Annotated in this window: 15 protein-coding genes, 1 tRNA gene and 1 riboswitch; of the genes, 10 read left to right on the forward strand and 6 right to left on the reverse strand. The window is 62.5% G+C overall.

Translation table 11 applies throughout. The features are described 5' to 3' along the window. Positions 1-24: 24 nt before the first annotated feature. The 3 genes from NW822_RS03915 to NW822_RS03925 all read right to left on the reverse strand — a co-directional run bounded on the left by NW822_RS03915 (position 25) and on the right by NW822_RS03925 (position 3,178). Positions 25-98: transfer RNA gene (locus NW822_RS03915), tRNA-Pro, on the reverse strand. A gap of 607 nt (positions 99-705) precedes the next feature. Then, positions 706-1,842, reverse strand: coding sequence for an LptF/LptG family permease (locus NW822_RS03920; protein WP_414361292.1), 1,137 nt, complete (start codon positions 1,840-1,842; stop codon positions 706-708). A 103-nt stretch (positions 1,843-1,945) separates the two neighbouring features. Next, complete coding sequence (locus tag NW822_RS03925) at positions 1,946-3,178, reverse strand: pentapeptide repeat-containing protein (protein WP_414403593.1); 1,233 nt, start codon at positions 3,176-3,178, stop codon at positions 1,946-1,948. 153 nt (positions 3,179-3,331) lie between these two features. Here NW822_RS03925 and NW822_RS03930 point away from each other — a divergent pair, with 153 nt between their 5' ends. The 7 genes from NW822_RS03930 (at position 3,332) to NW822_RS03960 (ending at position 12,024) form a co-directional block, all read left to right on the forward strand. Then, positions 3,332-5,146, forward strand: a complete 1,815-nt coding sequence (locus tag NW822_RS03930) for a DUF1565 domain-containing protein (RefSeq protein WP_414403594.1) — start codon at positions 3,332-3,334, stop codon at positions 5,144-5,146. 91 nt (positions 5,147-5,237) lie between these two features. Further along, positions 5,238-5,379: riboswitch (cobalamin riboswitch) on the forward strand. Between the two features lie 39 nt (positions 5,380-5,418). After that, a complete protein-coding gene (locus tag NW822_RS03935) occupies positions 5,419-7,365 on the forward strand; it encodes a TonB-dependent receptor plug domain-containing protein (protein WP_414403595.1) in 1,947 nt (648 codons plus the stop codon). Between the two features lie 89 nt (positions 7,366-7,454). Continuing rightward, positions 7,455-7,865: a DUF1636 domain-containing protein gene (locus tag NW822_RS03940; RefSeq protein WP_414334715.1), complete on the forward strand. Its 411-nt coding sequence runs from the start codon at positions 7,455-7,457 to the stop codon at positions 7,863-7,865. Positions 7,866-7,874: 9 nt separating this feature from the next. After that, a complete protein-coding gene (locus NW822_RS03945) occupies positions 7,875-8,582 on the forward strand; it encodes a hypothetical protein (protein WP_414403596.1) in 708 nt (235 codons plus the stop codon). Between the two features lie 149 nt (positions 8,583-8,731). Next, a complete protein-coding gene (locus NW822_RS03950) occupies positions 8,732-9,409 on the forward strand; it encodes a hypothetical protein (protein WP_414403597.1) in 678 nt (225 codons plus the stop codon). Positions 9,410-9,411: 2 nt separating this feature from the next. Next, positions 9,412-11,511 carry an ArsA family ATPase gene (locus NW822_RS03955; RefSeq protein WP_414403598.1) on the forward strand — a complete coding sequence of 700 codons (2,100 nt, stop codon included), beginning with the start codon at positions 9,412-9,414 and terminating at the stop codon, positions 11,509-11,511. Between the two features lie 54 nt (positions 11,512-11,565). Beyond that, entirely contained in the window at positions 11,566-12,024 is a 459-nt protein-coding gene (locus NW822_RS03960) for an MAPEG family protein (protein WP_414366242.1), read from the forward strand. Between the two features lie 7 nt (positions 12,025-12,031). Here NW822_RS03960 and NW822_RS03965 read toward each other — a convergent pair whose 3' ends face one another. From NW822_RS03965 to NW822_RS03975, 3 genes are read right to left on the reverse strand one after another with little or no spacing between them, the layout of a single operon-like run. Continuing rightward, positions 12,032-13,054 (reverse strand): DUF3326 domain-containing protein, encoded by a 1,023-nt coding sequence (locus tag NW822_RS03965; protein WP_414361308.1) that lies wholly within the window; start codon positions 13,052-13,054, stop codon positions 12,032-12,034. 4 nt (positions 13,055-13,058) lie between these two features. Then, positions 13,059-14,516, reverse strand: coding sequence for a protoporphyrinogen oxidase (gene hemG, locus NW822_RS03970; RefSeq protein WP_414403599.1), 1,458 nt, complete (start codon positions 14,514-14,516; stop codon positions 13,059-13,061). Positions 14,517-14,568: 52 nt separating this feature from the next. Next, complete coding sequence (locus NW822_RS03975) at positions 14,569-15,864, reverse strand: homoserine dehydrogenase (RefSeq protein ID WP_414361312.1); 1,296 nt, start codon at positions 15,862-15,864, stop codon at positions 14,569-14,571. A gap of 172 nt (positions 15,865-16,036) precedes the next feature. Between NW822_RS03975 and NW822_RS03980 the strand changes: the two genes are divergently transcribed. From NW822_RS03980 to treS, 3 genes are all read left to right on the forward strand, one after another. Continuing rightward, a complete protein-coding gene (locus NW822_RS03980) occupies positions 16,037-16,990 on the forward strand; it encodes a 6-carboxytetrahydropterin synthase (protein WP_414403725.1) in 954 nt (317 codons plus the stop codon). Next, positions 16,974-18,236: a DNA double-strand break repair nuclease NurA gene (locus NW822_RS03985; RefSeq protein WP_414403600.1), complete on the forward strand. Its 1,263-nt coding sequence runs from the start codon at positions 16,974-16,976 to the stop codon at positions 18,234-18,236. The genes NW822_RS03980 and NW822_RS03985 overlap by 17 nt, the downstream gene beginning before the upstream one ends. A 156-nt stretch (positions 18,237-18,392) precedes the next feature. Next, positions 18,393-21,788 carry a maltose alpha-D-glucosyltransferase gene (gene treS, locus NW822_RS03990; protein WP_414403601.1) on the forward strand — a complete coding sequence of 1,132 codons (3,396 nt, stop codon included), beginning with the start codon at positions 18,393-18,395 and terminating at the stop codon, positions 21,786-21,788. Positions 21,789-21,845: the final 57 nt, after the last annotated feature.

Here is a 21,845-nt window from a genome sequence, read left to right on the forward strand (position 1 = left end):
CCTTTGCTCCCTTTGCCAGCCTCATCGGGATGACAGGATTTGAACCTGCGGCCCTCTGCTCCCAAAGCAGATGCGCTACCAAGCTGCGCTACATCCCGTCTCCAAATATTATGGCAGAAAAATGCCCGGGATCCCTGCCTAAAGCGTCAAAGAGGCCTACCTGGTAGCTCGCAGGTAGGGCCGCGGCAAGGAAGGACAAAGCTGGCAAGGGCAGCCTTACCAACCAAAAGGGATTGCGCTTGCCCATCCCATGGCGTCTCTCTCCAAGGGGCAGCAGCCAGGGATCTCGCCCTTCCACAGCAGCGATTGCCGCTGGAAGAAGCTGCAGGCTTGAGGCACAGCCAGGGGAGAGTTGGCTCTCTTGGGGAAAGCTTGAATCTCCGCACCGACAAGGTCAGTGTCGGGATACAGCCCTCCCCGCAGGTAGACAAGGCGTTGCCGGAATCTGGGTCATCCCGTGTCTGCTCCTGGAGGGACGACGCCTTCGCAGAGGGGGGCGTAGTGTCCTCTATGCGTTAGCACGAGGGCCGAGAGTTTTGGGAGGGGAGCCAGTCTAAGGTGCTTAGTAGGCCTGGGGCGTTGGCTCACTCTAGAACGCGCCTCCAGGGACGGCGGAGGAGCATCCCAGCCGCCCTCTCCATGGACAGCCCTGGGCATAACTGCTGCGCTTTCTAGGGCACCAGCTGTTCCTTGAAGCCGACCTCCCTAGCGCAAGAAACGGGCCAACAGTAGTAGGCCAAGGCCGCCAAAGAGGAGGTTAAAGCTCCAGGCTGCCACCCAAGGGGGAAGGGCTCCTGCTTCTCCCAGGCTGCGCGATACGCTCAGCACCACGTAGTAGGCAAACACCAGCAGGATCCCCAAGACGGCGCCGCCGTAGCGGCCCACACGGCGAGCGGTGCTGGATCCTAGGGGAAGGGAAATCAGCACGGCAAAGAAGCTGGCTAGAGGCAGGGAAAAGCGCATGTGGAACTCGGTGCGCAGCGCCTGGGTATCGAGGTTGGAGCGGGCCAAGCGGGAGATGCGCTCCGCCAGCTCTGGTAGGCTGAGCTCGTTGGGGGGAACTGGCGGCTGCAACAGGGCGGCCAGATCTTGGGAGACCGCCAGTGGCTTGCGGTCGAAGGGCTCTTCGGCCAGGCTGAGGCCGTCCGGGCCGTAGTGGTGAGTCACCCCTTCGCTGAGGGTCCAGTCCAGGCCGTTCCACACTGCCTGGGCCGCCAGGGTCACTTCCGCCAACCGGTACTTGCCCCCTGGCAGGGGATCCACCCGCAGGATAGTGACATCCTGCATGGTATTCAGCCGCGGATCCACCTGGCGAATGAAAAACCAGAGGTTGTCTAGGGACTCCGTCCCGCCAACGGCAGTGGTTTTGAAGAAGACGTCGTATTGGACCGGGCTTGTAGCCTGGGCCAGGAGCGCCTGCTGGTCAATGCGGCGGATTTCCCGTTTGCTGGCCGGCAGGAGGACGTTGCTGATTAAAAAAGCGCTCAGGCTCAGGAGCAGTCCCACCAGCAACAGGGGACGAAAAATGCGCGTAAACGGGATCCCGGCTGCCCGCATGGCGGTAATCTCGCTGTTGCCGCTTAGGTTGCCCAAGGTGAGTAGGGTGGCAAAAAAAGCGGCAATGGGCATGCCCAGCACCACCATCTCCGGCAGATCCAACATCAAGAGCTGCAGCACCGTCAGGGGGGGCACGGATCCCTCAACCAGCCGCTCGGCGAGGGTAAAGAGCCGGCCCGCCAAAAGCAGCAGGGTTCCTCCAGCAAGGCCGGCCAAAAGGGGGGTGAGCATCTGTCCAAACAGGTAGCGCTCCAGCAGCCAGAACTTGGTGAACAAGCGGGCCATGGGCAAAAGTTGAGGGATGGGGGCTATTTCAAGCTAGCGTGAACAACTCGCCGGCAGGCCCCCACCCCCAGCCCCTACTGCAATGATCCCAGCAGCGCTGGCGTTAAACTTGCTGGCCATTGGCTCTGGAGCGGGGCTTCAGGGAGGCTGGCGGCTCGCCAGGAGGAGGTAAGGGCTCGCTGTTGCCGCTGGGATCCAAGCGGGAATTGGGGGGCGAAGGGCCGGGATCCAGTTTCGCCCCCCAGGCGGCTAGGTAAGCGCGCTGCTCAGGAGAAAGGCGACGGGCGCCGCGGAAATCTGCTCCCGCCACGATGGCGCCGGTGTAGGCTCCTGTTTTGAAATCGGGCTTTTGCCCTGGCTGGGCGGGAGAGGCCGTCTGGAAGGATCCCACAAACAGCAAAGCGCGGTAGAGATCGGCCCCGCGCAGGTCGGCATTGCGCAGATTGGTTCCACAGAGGTTGGTGTGGCTAAGATCGCAACCCCGCAGGTCAGCTCCTTCCAGGCTGGCTTCACTGAAATCCACCCCCCGCAACAGGGTGCCATGCAGGTCGGCCCCTTCCAGCATGGTGCCCAGGTTAACCACGCGGATACCATTGACGCGATCCCGCTGGTAGCCGCCTTTGCCGTCCAAAATGGGCCGGCCCAGGTGTTCGTCGCGGCGCAGGGGGCTAAGCAAGTTAGCGGTGGAGAGGAAGCGCAGGATCTTGGCTTTGCCAAAGCGATCCACGCCGTTCAAGATGGCCGCCGTGCGCCCGGCCGCAATGGCCCGCTCCAGGGGCCAGTCGTCCAACTGCCCGTCAGGGGAGAGAACCAGGTTGGAAATGCCCTCGAAGTAGGCGTCGATGGTCTGCTGCTGGGTGATGGTGTTCTGCTGGATGGTGAGGTCGCGGGAGATGACGTACTGCCGCCAGGCAATATAGGCGGCCAGGAGAGCGATGAGGATCTGCCCGGTAGCGCCAAACACCTCCCCCAAAGCCCCAATCGCCTCCCAGCTCAGGGATCGCAGGGTTGAGAGAACCCCACCCCAGACCACTGCCCCTGCCACGGCCAAGCTGAGGGCTGCCGCCGCCCATCCCAGGCTGGGCCAGGTGGCTAGCCACTGCCAGAGGTCGCGCCCAATCTGCACCCAAAGCGGCTGCCCCCACCAGCCGGCCAAGCCCAGCCAAGCCAGCACTGCCCCCCAGCCCAAAACCGGCTGCCCCGTCAACTCCGCCAGCGCCAGCAGCCCCGCCGGGATCCCCAACAGCAGCAGGTTAAGCAGGGGGCGCCCAGAGGAGAGGGAAGCCAGGGGCAACTCTTGGGAGGAGCCTTCGCGGGCAAGGGCTTCTTCGGTCATGGCAAGGGTATACTCTAGGGGTAGCGTTAGATCTGCGAAAAAAGCTTGCGTCAGTCCGTATCTGGGGTTGGGGAAGAGGGCAGGATCCCGCCTGTCAGGTTTGGTAGGATAACCTCGACCCTCCTTCCTTCTCTCGCCCAGCCTGGTGGAAGAATGAGCCCTATGATTTGTCTGCAGAAATCCGGCAAACACCAATTTACAGCAGCCCTGCCTGACTTGCGGTTGCAGCCGCAGGGTTCCACAATGCTGACGCGGCTAGCCGCTTCCTTCCTCCTGAGCACCACCTTGCTGCTGGCAGCGAAGTTTGATCCTGGCTGGGCACAGACTTCCCTAGACACCAGCCTTGTGGAGAAACAGGCCCTGCCTCAGGCGCCGCCGCTGCCGGATGACCGACCTGTCATTTTTGTCGATGCCGCCAATGGCAGCGATACCCAAGGGGATGGATCCCGCAACAACCCCTTCAAGACCATCACCCATGCCATTGGACGAGCACCAGCAGGCAGCATCATCCAGCTGCTGCCAGGGATCTACAGCGCAGAAAGCGGCGAAGTCTTCCCCATCCGCCTCAAAGCTGGCCTTATCTTGCGCGGGGACGAGTCCACCCTAGGGGAGGGCTACCTGATCGATGGCGGCGGCACCTACATGAGCCCGACCTTGGCCCGGCAAAATGTTGCCCTGGTGGCCGAGAGCGGCTCAGAGGTGCGCGGGGTTACCCTGCGCAACCAGGGGCGGCGCGGCTATGCCCTCTGGATAGAATCGGCTTCCCCCCGCATTCTCAACAACAGCTTTGTGGGCAGCATCCACGACGGCATTCTCATTGCCGGCGCCTCCAACCCCTGGATAGAGGGCAACCGCTTCTACAAGAATGGGGCCAACGGCATCTCTGTCTTGGGTACCTCCCAGCCCACCATTGTCAACAACCTCTTCCAAGAGACCGGCTTTGGCCTCACCATCGACCAGCGCTCGGCGCCGATGGTGCGCAATAACCGCATCCTGCAAAACCGCACCGGCATTGTGGTTGGCGGCAGCGCTCGGCCCATCTTGCGCAACAATCTCATTGCCCGCAACCTAGAGACTGGCCTGACAGCTATCACCAACGCCCAGCCCGATCTGGGCACGGCCTCGGATCCCGGCAACAACATTTTTGAGGGCAACGGCCAGTACGACATCCACAACGCCACTCGCGGCCTGCGCCTCAACGCCAACGGCAACCAACTGGCGGGCAAAACCAAAGGGGAGCTGGATCTGGCGGGCCAGACCGCCGTGGCTGCCCTGCCCAGCAACGCCCCGCCACCCATTGCTGCCGGCGGCCTGACGCTGCCCAGCGCTCCCCCGGCTCCCGGCAGCGGCAGGGATCCCCAGCCGGCGACGGCCAAGCCAGCCGAAACTTCCCCAAACCTACCGGTGGTGGCGGTGCCGCAACCGACGGCCCCCCTCCCCCCTCTCGCAGCGGGCTCGGGAGGGCGTATTTTGCCCAGCAGCCCCAGCCAGCCGTCGGGCGCTCAACCCCAGGAGTTTGTTGCCGTCCCCTTCACCCCCGATGGCTCTACCACGCCTGCCCAGCCGGTTGAGCCTGCTGCCGCCCCTGTCCGCCAGGCCTCTGCAGCTCCCCTTACTGACCTCACCACCCTGCTGCCGCCGCCGGCCCGCCGGCAGGCCAGAGAAAACCCTCCTACCTCCTCCTCTGCACCCTCAAGCTCGGCCCCAGCTTCTCCTGCTCAGGCTGCCGAGAAGGACTCCGTCCCGCTGACGCGAGCGGCTACCCGCTTTCGCGTCTTGGTAACCCCCAAAGGCAGCGACGATTTGCAGCGGCTGCGGCAGCTTGTCCCTGAGGCGGTGGAGACCGTGTTCAACGGCAGGAGGGTGCTGCAGGCCGGCCTCTACGACAGCCGCAGCCAGGCCCAATCAGTCTTGGATCGCCTGTTGGACGCCGGCTTTGACGCGGTGGCGGAGATGATCTTCCGTTGACCTCACTGCCCAGGGATCCCCCCCGGCAGGATAGGAACTCCCCAGCAGGGAATGTATGATGCCTAGCACGGCTTTTTCCAAAAGGACTGCGGAGAAAGCCGTGCCGTCAGGTTGCTCTGGGGATCAGCCAGGGCAAGCAATGGGGAAAGTCCGGTGCAAATCCGGCGCTGTGCCGCAACTGTGATGGGCTAAGGCCCTCAGTCAGGATGCCCGCCTGCGGCTTTGGCTCACAGCTTAGCTCTTCCGCGTCGCACGGAAGCAGGAGCAACTGGATGAAAGCAATTGTTGTCTGTCTCAGCCTTGGGCTGGGGAGCTGGAGTCTGGGGATCCCAGCCTGGGCGCAAGCGGTCTTGGACACCAGTCTTAGTGCCGAGATTTTCAATCAACCCGTCACCACACCGTTTCGCCGCCCTGGCTTGCTGCGGGACTCTTCGCGCCCAGTCTATGTCATCACCCGCCAGCAGATGCGCGAGCAAGGGGCAAGGACGGTGCAAGAAGCCCTGCGCTATCTGCCTGGGATCCTCAGCGATGGCACAGCGGGAACTCAGTTGGGAGCTCTTAGCTCTCAATTCATGCGAGGGGCGCGAACGGCGCAGGTGTTGGTGCTCTTGGATGGCCGCCCCCTCAACGATCTGGGCTTCTTTGGCGGGTTTGACCTCTCTCAACTCACCACAGATATTGTCGAGCGAATTGAAGTCTCTCCCGGTGGCGGCTCTACTCTGTATGGCTCGGATGCTGTTGGCGGCGTGATCAACATCGTTACGGTGGAGCCACAGCCAGAAACGGAGACGGTGCTGGAAGCGGCGGTCGGCAGCTACGGCCTCAATGAGCAAGGGATCCAAAGTCGGGGCCAAGCCCAGGATCTGGGCTGGGTGCTCAGCTATCGCCGTCTGAAAAGTAACAACGACTTTCCCTTTGCAATTGAGCGGCTGGGCAAGTCAGGCAAGCGGGAAAACTCGGCGGTGGAGTACCACAACTTGCAGGCCAAGCTTACCTGGCAACTGGCCAAAGACCAAGTCCTAACAGCCAACGCCCTCTACCTCAATAAAGCCTTTCGTGTGCCCGGCAGTGTGGAATTTCCCTCTCCCGATGCAGAGCAAAACACCAACGATCTGCTGCTGGATCTCAGTTGGCTGTGGACTCAGGCAACAGGATCCCTGCAGGCAAGAGTCTTTTTTGACGATCTCAACTACCGTTTCAGTGCTCTGCAAAGCCAGGGATCCCGCGACGTCATCCTGCGCAATGGCTGGGGATCCCAGCTGCAGTATGCTTGGCAAGCCGGCGAAAACCTAGAGGGAGCTTTGGGGGTAGATTATCGCTCCATCTCAGCTCGCAATACAACTTTTTCCTTTGCCAACGGTTCTGCCAATATCAACTACGACGATACGGTTAACCAGGGCGCCCTGTTTGCCCGCCTGGATTACAGCCCGGATCCCAACTTCCACCTTGATCTGGGCATGCGCCAGGACTTCAGCAGTTTGGCCAATGGCTCGGCCACCTCGCCGGCTGTGGGGATCCGCTGGCCAGTGGCGGAAGGCACCACCTTGAGAGCCAACTACGCCAGCAGCTTTCGCACCCCCTTGATCTCGGAATTATTCTTTCGGCTGCGAGGCTTTTTTGAAGTGGATGGCAACCCCAATCTCCGCCCAGAGCGAGGGGAGAGCTTTGACGTTGGCTTGGATCAGAGCCTGGGAGATTTTGGCCTGCTGCGGCTAACGTTTGCCCACAACCGCATCCGCGATGGCATCACCTTTGTCAGCCTGGGGCCGCGCCAGGGAACCTATGAGAATATTGGGCTGGTCGAATACACCGGCCTGGAAGCGGCTTTGGATTTGCGTTTGGGGGAAAACTGGACGCTTTTTGCCAACTACACCCTCAATGATCCCATCATCCGCGCTGCACTTAACCCGGCCACAGTTGGCAAACAGCTAGCCTTTGTGGGAGCCGATAGCTTCAACCTAGGCCTAACCTATCGCTATGAGCAGGGCGGGTACGGCTCGATCTTGGTCCATCACATTGGGAGCTTTTTTACCAACAACTCCAATACGGAATCCCTGCCAGGCTATACCACCGTGGCTTTGCGGGGAGGGATCCCGTTGACTGAGGCCCTGAGCCTAGAGTTGGGGATCGACAACCTGCTGGATGAGCAGTATGAAGTTTTCCCCGGCTATCCCGGCGTTGGCCGCACGCTGAGGATGAACTTGCGGGGGCAATTTTAGCATCCTCTCGGGCTATTTTTGGCTAACTATCTAGAACAAGCTGCCCCAGTGGAATTGTCTGCTTTGCAGTGGAGTTTGGATACAACTCTATGGTGAGCGCGACCAACTTTCCCTCTATTTCTCCATCGACAACTTTGGCTCAAGCTGAGTCTAAACATTGCCTCTGGGTTTGCACCACCTGTGGATCTCGCTGGGTCAACGGCCAAAAAGAAGGGATCAGCAAGGGAGAAATGCTCCTAGCTGCCTTGCAATCCCAAAGGCTCAATCCCCAACTGCAACTGAAGCCAGTTGCCTGTATGAGCGGCTGCAGCCACGCTTGTGTGGTTGCGCTGGCAGCCCCCCGAAAGATGACCTATGTCTTTGGCGATCTCGATCCAAAAGACGTGGAGCCAATCTTGCAAACGGCGGAGCTGTATTTGACAAAGCCCGATGGGATCCTGCCCTGGGCAGAGCGCCCCATCAAAAAGGGGGTGATTGCCCGCATTCCGCCAATCCAATAGGAGCAACCTATGGCTGTTTTCAATCCCTGGGTCCCACCCTTAAATCAAACTTGGCAAGAGGTTTCCCCCACCGGCTGGACAACCGTTTACGAAGGGATCCCGGCTCACATCGACTGTCTTGGGCCGCTGCTCTATGAGCTCTTTCAGGAGCGCTGGGCCGAGATCCAAGTGGGCCAGGTGGTGGAGGGTGGCGTCCTGGAAGCGGCCTTCAAGGATCCCCCTACTCTCTGTGTGCTCTACGACGGCTACTTGACCGTGGCCACGGAAACTTGGCATTTGCATCTGTGTTTGGAGGAACACCAGGGCGGCCCCTACCGCAGAACTCCTCCTGAGCTGCGCCGCAAAAGATTGGTCGGCCGCGCCGCCCTCTATCGCCGCCTCAATCCGCAGGGCCAGCCTCGCCAATGGGGGATCCAGTTTTGGAACGGGGCAGAGGAATCGCTGCTGCAGATCTTTTTGCCCAGTCCCTTTTTGGGGCCAGGAGAAGACTACCTGCCCGAAGGCAAAGCCGACTATCAGCAGCTTTCCCTTTATGAACGCCTGCGAGCCATTGACGTCGAGGGAAAAGAGATAACCCTCTCCAGCGGCCCTATTTGGCGGTTTGCCGTTCCAGCCGCTGCTATCCTTCTCGCCACTATCAGCCGGTGGTGGAAGCTCTGCAATCGGCCCTGCGCGAGGCCAATCTGGATGTTCCGGTTATCACCTCAGGATGCCTAGAAGTCTGCCAACAAGGGCCGGTGGTTTTCTACTCTGGTGACCGCACCTGGTACAAGCAAGTCACACCCCCAGTAGCGCGGCAAATTGTCCAGGAGCACCTGCTGAACAAGTGTCCCTTAAAAGCTCACCTCTTTCCTGGGGATTAGCCTATGGTCAGCCTACAAGCTCTTGTCCAGTCCATCCCCAAAACCCGCCGCGGGATCCCGGAGGTCATTTGGATCCAAGCCACCCGCGATCTAGCCCAAGGTCGATTTTGGCCCAGCCTATTGACCACCATCGGCTGCCTTAGCAACATTGCCTATACCTGTACACTGCCTTTTGTAACTGTTGGCATCGTCACGGGCACCACGTTAACTCGCCAAAGGGCAATCGTCAGCGCTTCGATGATTTGGCTGGCCAACCAAATCTTTGGCTACACCTGGCACAACTATCCCCGTACCCCTGATTCTTTGGCTTGGGGGTTGGTCTTGGGGATCGGCACGGTGGGGGTGGCGTGGCTGGCCAGCTATCGCCCGCTCTTTTTCCAGCCCCACCCTGTCCAACCTCGGCAATGGCTGCGCAATTACCTTTGGATCTTGGTCATGCTGATCCTAGGGTTCCTTGCTTTTGAAGGGCTAATCTTGGCAGCCGGCCTGGTGCTGGGCGGAACAGAGGGCCTGACCCTGCCCATCTTGGGCAAGATCTGGTTGCACAACTGGCTGTGGACGGGCTTTTGGCTTGGGATCCACGCGCTGCTGACCTGGGACAGAGGACGCCGCCGACTGGAGTTGGCGAGAGCCTACCTTAGCGGGCTGGGGTATCCCCAAGGGAGATCCAGGCCAGAATAGGGGTGACCTGCGCGCGAGGGATCCCTTTGCAGCCCGCTCAGCTCGACAACTCCCCCTTTGACCGGCTCGTGGACTACGTCCCGCTGACGCGATCGGCTTCCTGCCGCTTGCTGCTGTTGAGCGGCAAGGGGGGCGTGGGCAAAACCACCCTGGCCTGTGCCCTAGCCCGTCACCTAGCCCAGAGGCAACCAGAGCGCCGTTTGCTGTTGCTGTCCACCGATCCGGCCCACTCCCTGGGGGATGTGCTGGGGATCCCGGTGGCCGACACCCCCCAACCCCTGCTGGAAAGTGCTCCGCACCGCTTGCGCGAACGGCCCAACTTGCAGGTGCGGGCCCTCCAGGCCGAGGTGCTGCTGCAGTCTTTCAAGCAGACCTACGGCCCGGCTCTGGAGCTCATTGCCGAGCGGGGCAGTTGGCTGGGGCGAGAGGATCTGTTGCCCCTTTGGGATCTGGACTGGCCGGGGGTGGACGAGCTGATGGCCATCCTCGAGGTCAACCGCCTGCTGGCAGGCCAAGAGGTGGACACAGTCATCCTGGACACGGCCCCCACCGGCCACACCCTGCGGCTGTTGGAGTTGCCCGACTTTTTGGATAATCTGCTGGCGGTGTTTGCCACCTTCCAGGCCAAGCACCGCGAGGTTGTCCAATCCCTGACGGGCACCTATTGCCCGGATGAGGCGGATGCCTTTTTGGCGCGGTTACAGGGAGAGCTGGAGGGAGGCAAAGCCCGCCTCACCGACCCGGAGAGCACCTCTGCTTGGCTGGTGCTGATCCCGGAGCCCTTGAGCGTGGCGGAGACCCGCCGCTTCTGTCAACAACTGCAAAGCCGCCGTGTGCCTGTGGGGGGTCTTCTGGTCAACCAGGTGCTGCTAGGGACGGTGGCGGCCGCAGGGGAAAAAGCGGAAGCAACCCCCAGCCGCCCCTCGCCTCTTTACCTAGCCCGCCAGCAGGAGCAGTGGCGCTGGCTAAAAACACTCCAAGAGGAGCTGCCTGGCTATCCCATCTGGGTTTGTCCCTATCAACTGGAGGAGCCGATTGGGCCGACGGCCCTGGACAAGCTGGTGCAACAGCTTCGCCCCTTGCCAGAGGTGCTGCCGCAGTTGGAAGAGATCCCCGCTAGCCCAGGAGAGCCTGTCGGCGGGATCCCCTCCCCCCCAAGGGTGGTCCTGCCAGATTTTTTGGCCCAAGGAATCCGCCTGCTCCTGGTGGGGGGCAAGGGCGGAGTGGGCAAGACCACGGTGGCCGGGGCCCTGGCCTGGAACCTGGCCCAGCGCCATCCCGACCAGCGGCTCTTACTGGTCTCCATCGACCCGGCCCACTCGCTGGGGGATCTGTTTCAGACAAAGCTGGGTCAGGAGCCGCTGCCGCTCTTGCCCAACCTGCTGGGCCAGGAGATCGAGGCGGCGGCAGTGCTGGAGCGCTTCCGCCAGGACTACCTGGAAGAGGTGGCGGCTATCCTGGCGGGGGAGGAAACGGCAGGGGTGGAGATCCAGTACGACCCCCAGGCTTGGCGGCAGCTTTTACAGATGCCCCCTCCCGGCCTAGACGAGGTGATGGCCCTGCTGACGGTGCTGGAACAAGAAGCCAGCGGCCAGTTCGACCTGGTGGTGGTGGATACCGCCCCCACCGGCCACCTCTTGCGCTTTTTGCAGATGCCCCAGGCCCTAGAAGGCTGGGTAAGCTTGGCCCTGAAGCTGTGGCTAAAGTACCGCGACGTGGTGGGCCGGCCGGAATGGGCGCAGCGGTTGCGGGATCTCTTGGCCCAGGTGCGCCAGCTGCAGCGGCGGCTGCGGGATCCCCAGTTTGTTAGCTTTGTCCCTGTCTTCAACCCCGAACAGGCAGTTCTGGCGGAAACCGAGCGCCTCTTGGCGGAGTTGGATGCCCTAGGGATCCCCCATCCCTACGCCGTTCTCAATCGGGTTTGGCTGGAGGACTCCACCCCCTTTGGCGCAGCCCTTTGGCGCCGCCACCAGGCCATCCTGGCCCAGTTGCCCCAGCGCTTTCCCCAGCAGGCCATTGTCACCCTCCCTTTCCTGCACCCGCCCAGCCTAGAAGCCGTTGGGGCTTACCTGCTGGGCAGCCCGGCGCCAATTCCCGCCTAGGGAGGCTAGCCTAGAGAAAGTGCGGGTGCCGCCTCTTTCCTCTGCGTTTTGCCTATGTTGCCCAACCTCCCCCTGCAAGCCATCCCCCTGTTCTCGATTGCTGCAGCCATCCTGTTGGTGTACCTGCCCATGGGCGTGGTCGGCTATGCCCGCGCCCGCGTTGGCTACGATCCCCATGCGCCGCGGGCTATGTTCGACCGGCTGCCTCCCTACGGCCAGCGGGCCACCTGGGCCCATGCCAACGGCTTTGAGGCCCTGGGCACCTTTGCGCCGTCAGCCTTGATTGCCTATGTTACTGGCCCCCACCCGGATCCCTGGCTGTTTGGCCTTAGCGGCGACGAAGGGGTAGCCTTGCTCTGCGGTGTGTTTCTGCTGGCACGGCTGTTTTACAACTTTTTCTACATCGGTGACATTCCCCTGGGGCGCTCCCTCTCCTTTTTGGTTGGGTCGCTGGCCACGCTGGGCCTGCTGTTGATTGGCCTGTTGCCGTTTCTGGGCCAGAACTGGGCTTAGCCTGAGGCTACAGCCGCAGCGACGAGAGGGCCACGCCAGCCCGGTGGGCCACCACCACGCCAATGGCCTCCAGGTAGGAGCTAACCGCCACATGCGGGATCCCCAACTGGCGCGGGTGGACCTGCATGACGGTGGTGTTTTCTTCGACGGCAATAAACAGGGGCGGGCGGGGGCGGCTGGCGAGGTAAAGCAGGCCGGGGCCGCCAAAGGCGGTGGCCGGGGCAATGACGCTATCCACCTGCTCGGCTGTCAGGTCGCCCGTCTGCAGGGGATCCCCCCTTTTCCCAAACTGGGGGGCGTAGCTCAGCCCTGCCAAAACCGAGGGCAGGAAGGTAAACCCCACCTCTTCAGCGGCAGCGCGGGGGTGAACCGGCTTGGGGTCGGGATCAGGGTAGAGGGCCGGAGCATGGGCACACGGGATCCCCAGCTCCCGCACCACCAGGTGGCTGAGGATGGCCTCGGCCCCCGCCAGGGGATCTACCCCCTGCCCCTGCTCGTACTGGCTAAAGTCAAGATCGTCGGGGAAGCGGGCCACCACGGCAATGGCCTCGGCCCCTGCCTCGAGCAGCGCACGGGCGGCTTCCAGGAGCGCCTCGGGATCCGCTAGGGATCCCTGGCTGGCCCCGGCAGGGGAGAAGCTGACGGCAACGCCTAAGGGTCGAGGAGTCAAGCGCCAGGGGCCAATGTCCAGCCCCAGCGTGGCCTGAGCGGCTTGCATGACCTGCAAATGGCGCTGGCGCAGATCCTCAGGGATCCCGGCATCCAGCACCACCCCGATGCGGTTTTGCCGCACTGGCCTGAGGAACCACTCCCCGGCACAGAAGCGATCCAGGCCGTATCCTTCCACGTAGAGCACATTCCCCAGGGGCCAGAAGAGGGTGGCGCCATTGAGCACGTTGGGGTGGGTGATGACGCAATCCGCGGCTGCGGCCAAGGCGCGGGCCACGGGTAGGGCATCGCCGGCAAAGCCGCCCACCCGGGCACCGATACCGGTGGGAACCAAAAGCAGGACGGTGTAGGGGCGACCCATCGGACTAGACCTGGGACAAAAGCTGCTGCGCCAGCGCCTCAGCCCGCCGCACGCAGTCGCCCAGGGCCACACCGTCTAGGTAGTTGGCGCACACCCAGATCCCCGGCGTCTGGGAGGCCAGGTGGACCTGCAACTGGGCCATCCGCTGCCGGTGGCCGAGGGTGTATTGGGGAATGGCGCGGGGCCACAGGCGTTCGCCCAAGTAGATGGGCTCGGCGCGGCGGGTAAGCAGCACCTGACTGAGCTCGGCGTGGACAATTTGCGCTCGCTCCTCAGGGGACAGAGCAGTGATGGGTGGGATCCCTTGCCGGCGGGCCAAGGCGGCATCGGTAGCACCGCCCAGGAAGCTGAGGAAGCTGTGGTAGCCCTGGGGAGCCCGCTCCGGGAAAAGACAGGAAGCCCAGATAGTGCCTAGGGTGCGTAGACCCTGGGAGCGAGGGATGAGGTGGCCAAAGCCCCGCAGCGGCTGCGGCAGAACCTCTTGGGGATAGGCCAGAGCCACCACTGCCACCGGCGGATAGGGGATCCCCGCCAAGAGCTGGCTGGCCTGGGGGTTGAGTTCCTGCAGCAGCAAGGCAGCCTCATAGGCGGGGAGGGCCAGCACCACCTGGCGAGCAGCCACCCAGCGGGATCCCTCGGGGGTTGCAAAGCCCACCCCATAGAGCTCTCCCTCCCGCTGCAGCTGCACCGCTTGCCAACCCAGCCGCAGGCTGTCGCCCAGCTTTTGGGCTAGGGCCTCTGGCAACTGCTGCAGCCCCTGCCTTAGATTGCCCAGTTGGCCGCGTTTGGGCGGGGGGTGGATGGCTGCGGGAAAAGGCTGGGGTCTTTGGCGCAGAGCCTGCAGGGCGCCGGCAAAGAGACTGCCGTAGCGCTCCTCTAGGCCAGCTACCCGAGGGAAAGCTGCTACCGCGCTGAGTTGATCCGGATCCCCAGCATAGACCCCCGAGGTGAAGGGCTCCACCAGGCGCTCCACCACTTCGGATCCCAGTTGTCGCCGGAAAAACTGTCGCACCGTCTCCTCCTGCCCCGGCGGCGGAGGGACAAACCCCAACAGGCCCTGCAGAGCCCGCAGCTTACCACCCACACTGAGCAGCCGTGAGCCCAGAGCCGCCGTAGGGCTCAGCGGCACTGGCAGCAGCTCTCCTTCCCAGTAGATGTAGCGGGGCAGCTTGGCATCGGCCAGCACCAGTTGGTCGGCCAGGCCCACCTCGGCAATCAAGTTGAGCAGGGCAGGCGTAGGGGTAAAGCTGTTGGGGCCTTCCTCCCAGCGGTAGCCGTCTTTGGATTGGGTGGAAATGCAGCCGCCCACCCGAGAGCTGGCCTCGGCCAAGAGCACCGGCTGAGCGGAGCCACCCCTACCAGAGAGACCCTGCTGCAGGCGCCAAGCCAGCGTCAGGCCACTGATGCCCGCCCCAATGACTACCACTTCGGCTCTGAGGAGTTCAGGGGTTGCAAGATCCACGGTCGCTGCCAAGCTAGCTATCCTCCATCACGGGCAACACGAGGGGCGCCAATTAGCGCAGCACGCGAAACAGGCTGGGGATCCCGGCTACCTGGGGAAGCTGTTGGATCTCGGCCAGCGCCTGCCGGCAGTCGGCCTCGCGCACGGTGTGGGTGAGGACAACAATCTCCGCCAGCTCCTGGTGGCACTCCTTTTGGGTAATGCTCTCCAGGCTCACCCCATGACGGCCAAAGCAGGTGCCAATGGCCCCCATCACCCCCGGCCGATCCTGGGCCAATACCCGCACGTAAAACTCCGACTGCACCTCCGCCAGCGGCAGCAGGGAAGCCACAGGGGGAGAAGCAGGCAATCCCCAGAGAGGATTGGGGAGATGGGCCCCTGTCTGCAGGTGGGCAAGTAGGGTGAGCAGATCCCCAACGACAGCACTGGCCGTCGGCCCCTGTCCCGCCCCCGGCCCGGCGAGCACCACCTGCCCTAGGGGATCCCCTTGTACCCAGACGGCGTTGTCCACGCCGTGGATGTTGGCCAGCGGGTGGGTCAGCGGCAATAGGGTGGGGTGGACGCGGACATCCAAGGCCGTTTCGGCTCCTGGGACGCCAGCCCTCTGGGCAATGGCCAAAAGCTTGAAAGTGTAGCCCCACTCGCGGGCATAGCGGATGTCGGTGGGGCTGATGCTGCGGATCCCTTCGCAGGGGATGGCCTCCCGCGGCACCGACACCCCAAACGCCAGGCTAGCCAAAATGGCGATCTTGTCCGCCGCATCCCATCCTTCCACATCGGCGCTGGGATCCGCCTCCGCATAGCCGCGGGCTTGGGCTTGGGCCAGCGCTTCGGCAAAGGAGCTACCCTCCTGGGCCATCTGGCTGAGGATGAAGTTGGTCGTGCCGTTGATGATGCCCCAGACCGCCTGGATGCGGCTGGCCTGCAGCGACTGCTGCAAAGCCTGGACGACAGGGATCCCACCCCCCACGGCTGCCTCCAGCAGCACAGCCACCCTGGCCTGGGCAGCAGCGCGGAAGATCTCCTCGCCATAGCGGGCAATGACCGCCTTGTTGGCTGTAATGACTGGCTTGCCGTGGTCAATGGCCTTTAGGATGAGGCTGCGAGCCGGCTCCAACCCGCCCATGAGCTCAATCACCACGTCAATGTCTGGATCCGACACAATCCGCTCTAGGTCAGTGGTCAGGCGCTCAGGCGGGATGGCCACCCGCCGTGGCTTGTCCAGGGAACGCACCCCTACCGCCGCAAGCTCGACAGCCTGCAAGAGGGGGTGAGGTGGGCGTTGCAAAATCTCTACCACCCCCGTGCCGACAGTACCCAGCCCCAGTAGCCCAACCCGATAGACCACAGCCGCTCCTAGCCTGCGCTCCCAGCAGCCCAAAGAGTTGCCTATCCTCCAGGTTGACATACTTCTGGCGCAAAAAGTCCTGCCCCAGGAGCTTCTTCCTTTGCCCAGCGCCAGGACAGGTTTGCAGTTTATGCTGAAGGAGGGATCCCTGCGCTTTGCCCCTCTGCCCTCCATGTCCAGAACCTGTACCATCTACCGCCGCGCCCACTTTGCCGCCAGCCACCGCTACTGGCTGCCGGAGCTCTCTGAAGCCGAGAACCTGGCCCGTTTTGGCCCCCACGCCCGCTTCCCCGGCCACGGCCACAACTACGTGCTGGAGGTGGGCCTGACGGGGGAGGTGGATGAGTACGGCATGGTGCTCAACCTCTCAGAGGTCAAGCAAGTGCTTCAGGAACGGGTCATTCAAGAGCTGAACTTTGCCTACCTCAACGAAGCTTGGCCAGAGTTTGCCCAAACCCTGCCCACCACCGAGTTTATCGCCTACGCCATCTGGCAGCGCCTAGCCGATGCGCTGCCGCTTAGTAGTGTGCGCCTCTACGAGGATCCCCACCTTTGGGCCGAATACCGAGGAGAAGCCATGCAAGCCTACTTGACCGTTGCCACCCACTTTAGCGCCGCCCACCGCTTGGCCTTGGATCACCTCAGTCTGGAAGAGAACACCGCCATCTACGGCCTCTGCGCCCGCCCCCACGGCCACGGCCACAACTACGGCTTGGAGATCACTGTCAAGGGATCCATCGACCCGCGCACGGGGATGATCGTGGACTTGGCGGCTTTGCAGCGGGTAATTGAGGAGCAGGTGGTCAAACCCCTAGATCACACCTTTTTAAACAAAGACATCCCCTACTTTGCCCAGGTGGTGCCCACCGCCGAAAACATTGCCCTCTACATCCAGCGGCTGCTAACTCTGCCCCTGCGGGAGCTGGGGGTGCAACTGCACCGTGTCCGCCTGCAGGAAAGCCCCAACAACAGCAGCGAGGTCTACGGGGAGTTTCCGCTAGAGGAGCTGGGCGCAGCTACCGCTGCCACCCCATACCCCGCGAGCGAGGGCAAGAGGGATCCCTCTGAAGTGGAGCCCCTAGCTGCCGGCAGGGGTGGGCCAGCCGCCTATGCTGGATCTTGTTAAACTGAGCGAGCAGATTCCCGCCTTCGCCCGCCACCTGCAGCAGGAGTCGAAGGCCAACCAAGGGCGCCTGCGCCGAGCCTGGCAGGAGTTTGCCCGCCTGCAACAACAACCCCAGCTCTGGCAGTCCCGCTGGGCGGAGTGGGGAGCCCATCTGGCCTTTACCTGTGCCAGCCCTGCCGAGCCACCGGAAACCTGGGGATCCCTGCCCAAGGTGGAGCCTTTGCAGGGACCGCACACGGTGGTGGCTACCGACGGCTCCCAGATCCTGCCCAGCCACCACGAGATCGCCTACTGCTCGCTCATCAACATCGGGCGGGTGGCTCTCCACTACGGCACGCAAGAGTGGCCGCTGCTGGACAGCCAGCCCCTCCTGATCTACGGGGAGGGACTCCTTGCCGAACCCGAGCGCTCCCCCTGGCTGCGGGGAAGGACGTCCCGTCGCCTTCCCCGCCCAGCAGCTCAGCAGGGTCCAGAGCTGGAGGCTGAAGCTGGACTGGCCCTTCGCCGCTCCCAAGTAGAACTGGAGGAGCTGGTGGAATTGGCCCTAGCGCTGCCCAGAACTCGCCGGGTGCTGGCGCTACTTGATGGATCCCTAATCCCCTGGGGCCTGGAGCCGCTGCCCAAGCCGGCCCAACAACCCTGGCTAGAGCCCATCCTAGCTGCCCTAGAGCGGCTGCGGCTGGCTCGCATTCCTCTAGTGGGCTACATTAGCGCTTCCCGCAGCAGCGAAACCCTCAACTACTTGGGCCTGGGGCTGTGCCCCTACCTGGGCTGCGACTGCCACCGCTACTGCGCCGGCGAGAAAACTCCCCCCTGCCAGCCCTTTGCCCCTCTGGCAGATCGCGTTTTTTGGGGATCCCTGCTGCAGCCGGGCGAGCGTAGCCCCCTCTGGCGCAGTGGCGCCAGCGTCCTGGAGACTTTTGGGGAACACCACATCCACTGTTGCTACTTGAATGTCGGCAATGGTGGTGGGAAAGGGGATCCCGAAATTGCCCGCCTGGAGTTTCCTGCCTGGGTAGCCCAGGAGTCCGAGCTGCTGCAGCAGGCCCTAGGGGGGGTGCTAAGCCAGGTGCAAAAGGGCTTTGGCTACCCCATTGCTCTGGCCGAAGCCCACCATTTGGCCGTGGTGCGCAGTGGGGATCGGCAGCGCTTTTTTGCCTTGGTGGAGCAGGAGCTCATCCGCGCCGGCCTGCGCCATGTAACCATCTCCCGCAAAGAGGCGCAGAAGCGCAGCGGCATTGCCTAGTGAGCGCCCCTGCCCAGTTTCTCTTTAGGGGGAGAGGGGAAGGCACTCTTGGCTGGGATCCTTGGCCTTGCAGAAGAGGCTATAGCCTCTTGAGCGGATCCCAGCCCCAAGGCTATCTTTAGCCGATTGACCCCTCGGTTTTGTTGCCGCCCTATGATGAGCCGAACTCCTCTGCGCTCCGTTGTCCCCAGCTTGGCCCCTACTTCCCTCTGGTACAAGGACGCCATCATCTACGAGGTGCCGGTGCGGGCCTTTTTCGACAGCGACGGCGATGGCGTGGGCGACTTCCAGGGCTTGACCGAAAAGCTGGACTATTTGCAAGACCTGGGGATTACAGCCGTCTGGCTGCTGCCCTTTTTCCCCTCCCCCCTCAAGGATGATGGCTACGACGTTTCCGACTTTACCAGTGTTAACCCTGACTTAGGCACCCTGGAGGACTTCAAGATCTTTCTGGATGCCGCCCACCACCGCGGGATCCGCGTCATCATTGAGCTCATCCTCAACCACACCTCGGATCAGCACCCCTGGTTTCAGCGGGCCCGACGCGCTGCCCCCGGCACCCCTGAGCGCGACTTCTACGTCTGGAGTGACACCCCCGAAAAGTACAAAGAGGCCCGCATCATCTTTCAGGACTTTGAAGCCTCCAACTGGACCTGGGATCCGGTGGCCAAAGCCTACTACTGGCACCGCTTTTACTCCCACCAGCCAGATCTCAACTACGACAACCCCGCCGTGCAAAAAGCCATGTTTGAGGTGGTGGACTTTTGGCTGAGCATGGGGGTAGATGGCATGCGGCTGGACGCAGTGCCTTATCTCTACGAGCGGGAGGGCACCCCCTGCGAGAGTCTGCCGGAAACCCATGCCTTCCTCAAGGCGCTGCGCCAACACATCGACCAACGATACCCCGACCGCATGCTGCTGGCAGAGGCCAACCAGTGGCCGGAGGATGCCGTAGCCTACTTCGGCAATGGGGACGAGTGCCACATGGAGTTCCACTTCCCCCTCATGCCACGGCTCTTCATGGCCCTCCAGATGGAGGATCGCTTCCCCATCATCGATATCCTGCAGCAGACGCCCCCCATCCCCGAAACCTGCCAGTGGGCCATTTTCCTGCGCAACCACGACGAGCTCACCCTGGAGATGGTTACGGATGAAGAGCGGGACTACATGTACCAGGTCTACGCCAAGGATCCCAAGGCGCGGATCAACCTGGGCATCCGCCGCCGCCTAGCTCCCCTGTTGGGCAACAGCCGCCGCCGCATTGAGCTAATGAACAGCCTCCTGTTTTCCCTACCCGGCACGCCGGTCATCTACTACGGGGACGAAATTGGCATGGGGGACAACATCTACCTGGGGGATCGCAACAGCGTGCGCACCCCCATGCAGTGGAGCGCTGACCGCAATGCTGGCTTCTCGCGGGCCAACCCCCAGAAGCTCTATCTGCCCGTCATTATTGACGCTGAGTACCACTACGAAGCGGTCAATGTGGAAGCGCAGCGCAATAATCCCCATTCCCTCTGGTGGGCAATGAAGCGGATGATCGCGGTGCGCAAGCGCTTCCAGGCCTTTGGCCGCGGCTCCTTTGAGGTGCTGCACCCAGAAAACCGCAAGGTGCTGGCCTTTATGCGGGCCTACGGCAACGAGCGCATCCTAGTGGTGGCCAATCTCTCTCGCTACGCCCAGTGGGTGGGGCTGGATCTGTCGCCGTGGGAAGGGTTGATCCCAGTGGAGATCTTTGGGCGGACAGAGTTTCCCCCCATCGGGCGGCTACCCTATTTCCTCACGCTGGGCCCCCACTCCTTTTACTGGTTCTCCCTTGAGACCAAAACGGAGCCCCTTCACCTTAGCCCTAGCAGGCTAGAGGAGCAGGCTCGCCCAGCCACGCTGGTTATTCAAAAGGGCAGTTGGGACAGCCTCTTTCAACGGGAAAGCCAAAAGCAGGTGGAGGCTGTTTTGGGCGACTACCTCTACCGCTGTCGTTGGTTTAGCTCCAAAAACCGCCAGATCCAGTCGGCCCAGATCTTGGATGCCATCCCCTGCACCTGGGAGGGAGATCCCCCCTTCCGGGGCCAGATTTTGCTCCTGCAGACCGAGTTTACCGAGGGGGAGGCAGAACTTTACTCTCTCCCTGTCGGCTACGCCACCCAGGAGACAGCTCTCCAGCTGCGGGTGGAGACGCCGCAAGCCGTGATTGTCCCCGTGCAAGTGGCTGGGGATCCGCCGGGCGTGCTTTTTGACGCGCTGGCCGATAAGACCTTTTTGTTGCATCTGCTGCAGATGATTGCGCAGCAGGCTCACCTGCGCCACGGGCGGGGAGAGCTTTGGGCCACGAGCTTGACTACGCTTGAGTACGACCCCAGCCTAGAGCCCCGTCTCCTCAAGGCAGAGCAGAGCCACACCTCGGTGGTCTACGGCAACCAGTACATCCTCAAGTTCTACCGCAAGCTAGCCGAGGGGGTAAACCCAGAGCTGGAGGTTGGCCGCTACCTGCTGGAGCACCATCCCCAGGTGCGGGTGCCGCGGCTGTTGGGATCCCTAGAGTATCGCCGTCGCCGTGGAGCGCGGGGTTTTGCTCCCAGTGATCAGCCCATTACTCTGGCCATTTTGCAGGAGTATATCCCCAACGAGGGGGATGCCTGGCACTACACCTTAGACAGCCTCGAGCAGTTTTTCGAGACGGTGCTGGTTCACTACCCAGAGGTGGATCCCGTGCCCGTTCCGCAGGGATCCTTCCTGGAACTTGCACAACTTCCCCTGCCGGAGCTGGCCTACGCCACCATTGGCAGCTACCTGGAGTCGGTGCGGATCTTGGCCAAGCGCACCGCCGAGCTGCACCTTGCTCTGGCTGCTGAGACGGAAAATAAAGACTTTGCCCCCGAGCCCTTCTCCAGTCTTTACCAGCGCTCCATCTATCAATCCATGCGCAACTTGGTGGGCCAGGTGTTTCCCGTATTGGCCAAGCAAATCCCCAACTTGCCAGACCTGGAGGCCAAGCTGGCCCGGACTGTCTACGACCAAGAAGGGGAGATCATGAGCCGCTTCCGCCTCATCCTGGAGCGGAAGATCACGGCTTTGCGCACCCGCTGCCACGGGGACTACCACCTGGGCCAGGTGCTGTTTACTGGCAAGGACTTTGTCATCCTCGACTTTGAGGGAGATCCCAGCCGGTCGCTGGGGGAACGCCGCCTCAAACGTTGCCCCCTGCGGGATGTGGCGGGGATGCTGCGATCCTTCCACTACGCCGTCCACCTGGCCTTGCGCCAGCAACTGGAAAGCGGCTTAGTTTGCGGTGACCACTGCCCCGACATGATGCGCTGGGCCCAGTTTTGGTACCGCTGGGTTTGTGCTGCTTTCTTGGCCGAGTATCTCCAGGTGGCTTCCCAAGGGGCTTTTCTGCCCCGCAGCTGGCAGGAGCTGGAAGTGCTGTTAGGGGCCTATCTGCTGGAGAAGGCCATCTCTGAGCTGGGCTACGAGCTCAACCACCGTCCCGAGCAGGTGGAGATCCCACTGCGGGGGCTCCTGCAATTGCTGGGCATTTCCACCAAGGTCTGAGGGATCCCGGAGGTGTGGACGGTTTAGCCTGGCGGTCGCTCCCGAACAGCTGCAGCA

Origin of the sequence: Synechococcus sp. H70.2, from assembly GCF_047462275.1 — a bacterium.
Classification (GTDB): Bacteria; Cyanobacteriota; Cyanobacteriia; order Thermostichales; family Thermostichaceae; genus Thermostichus.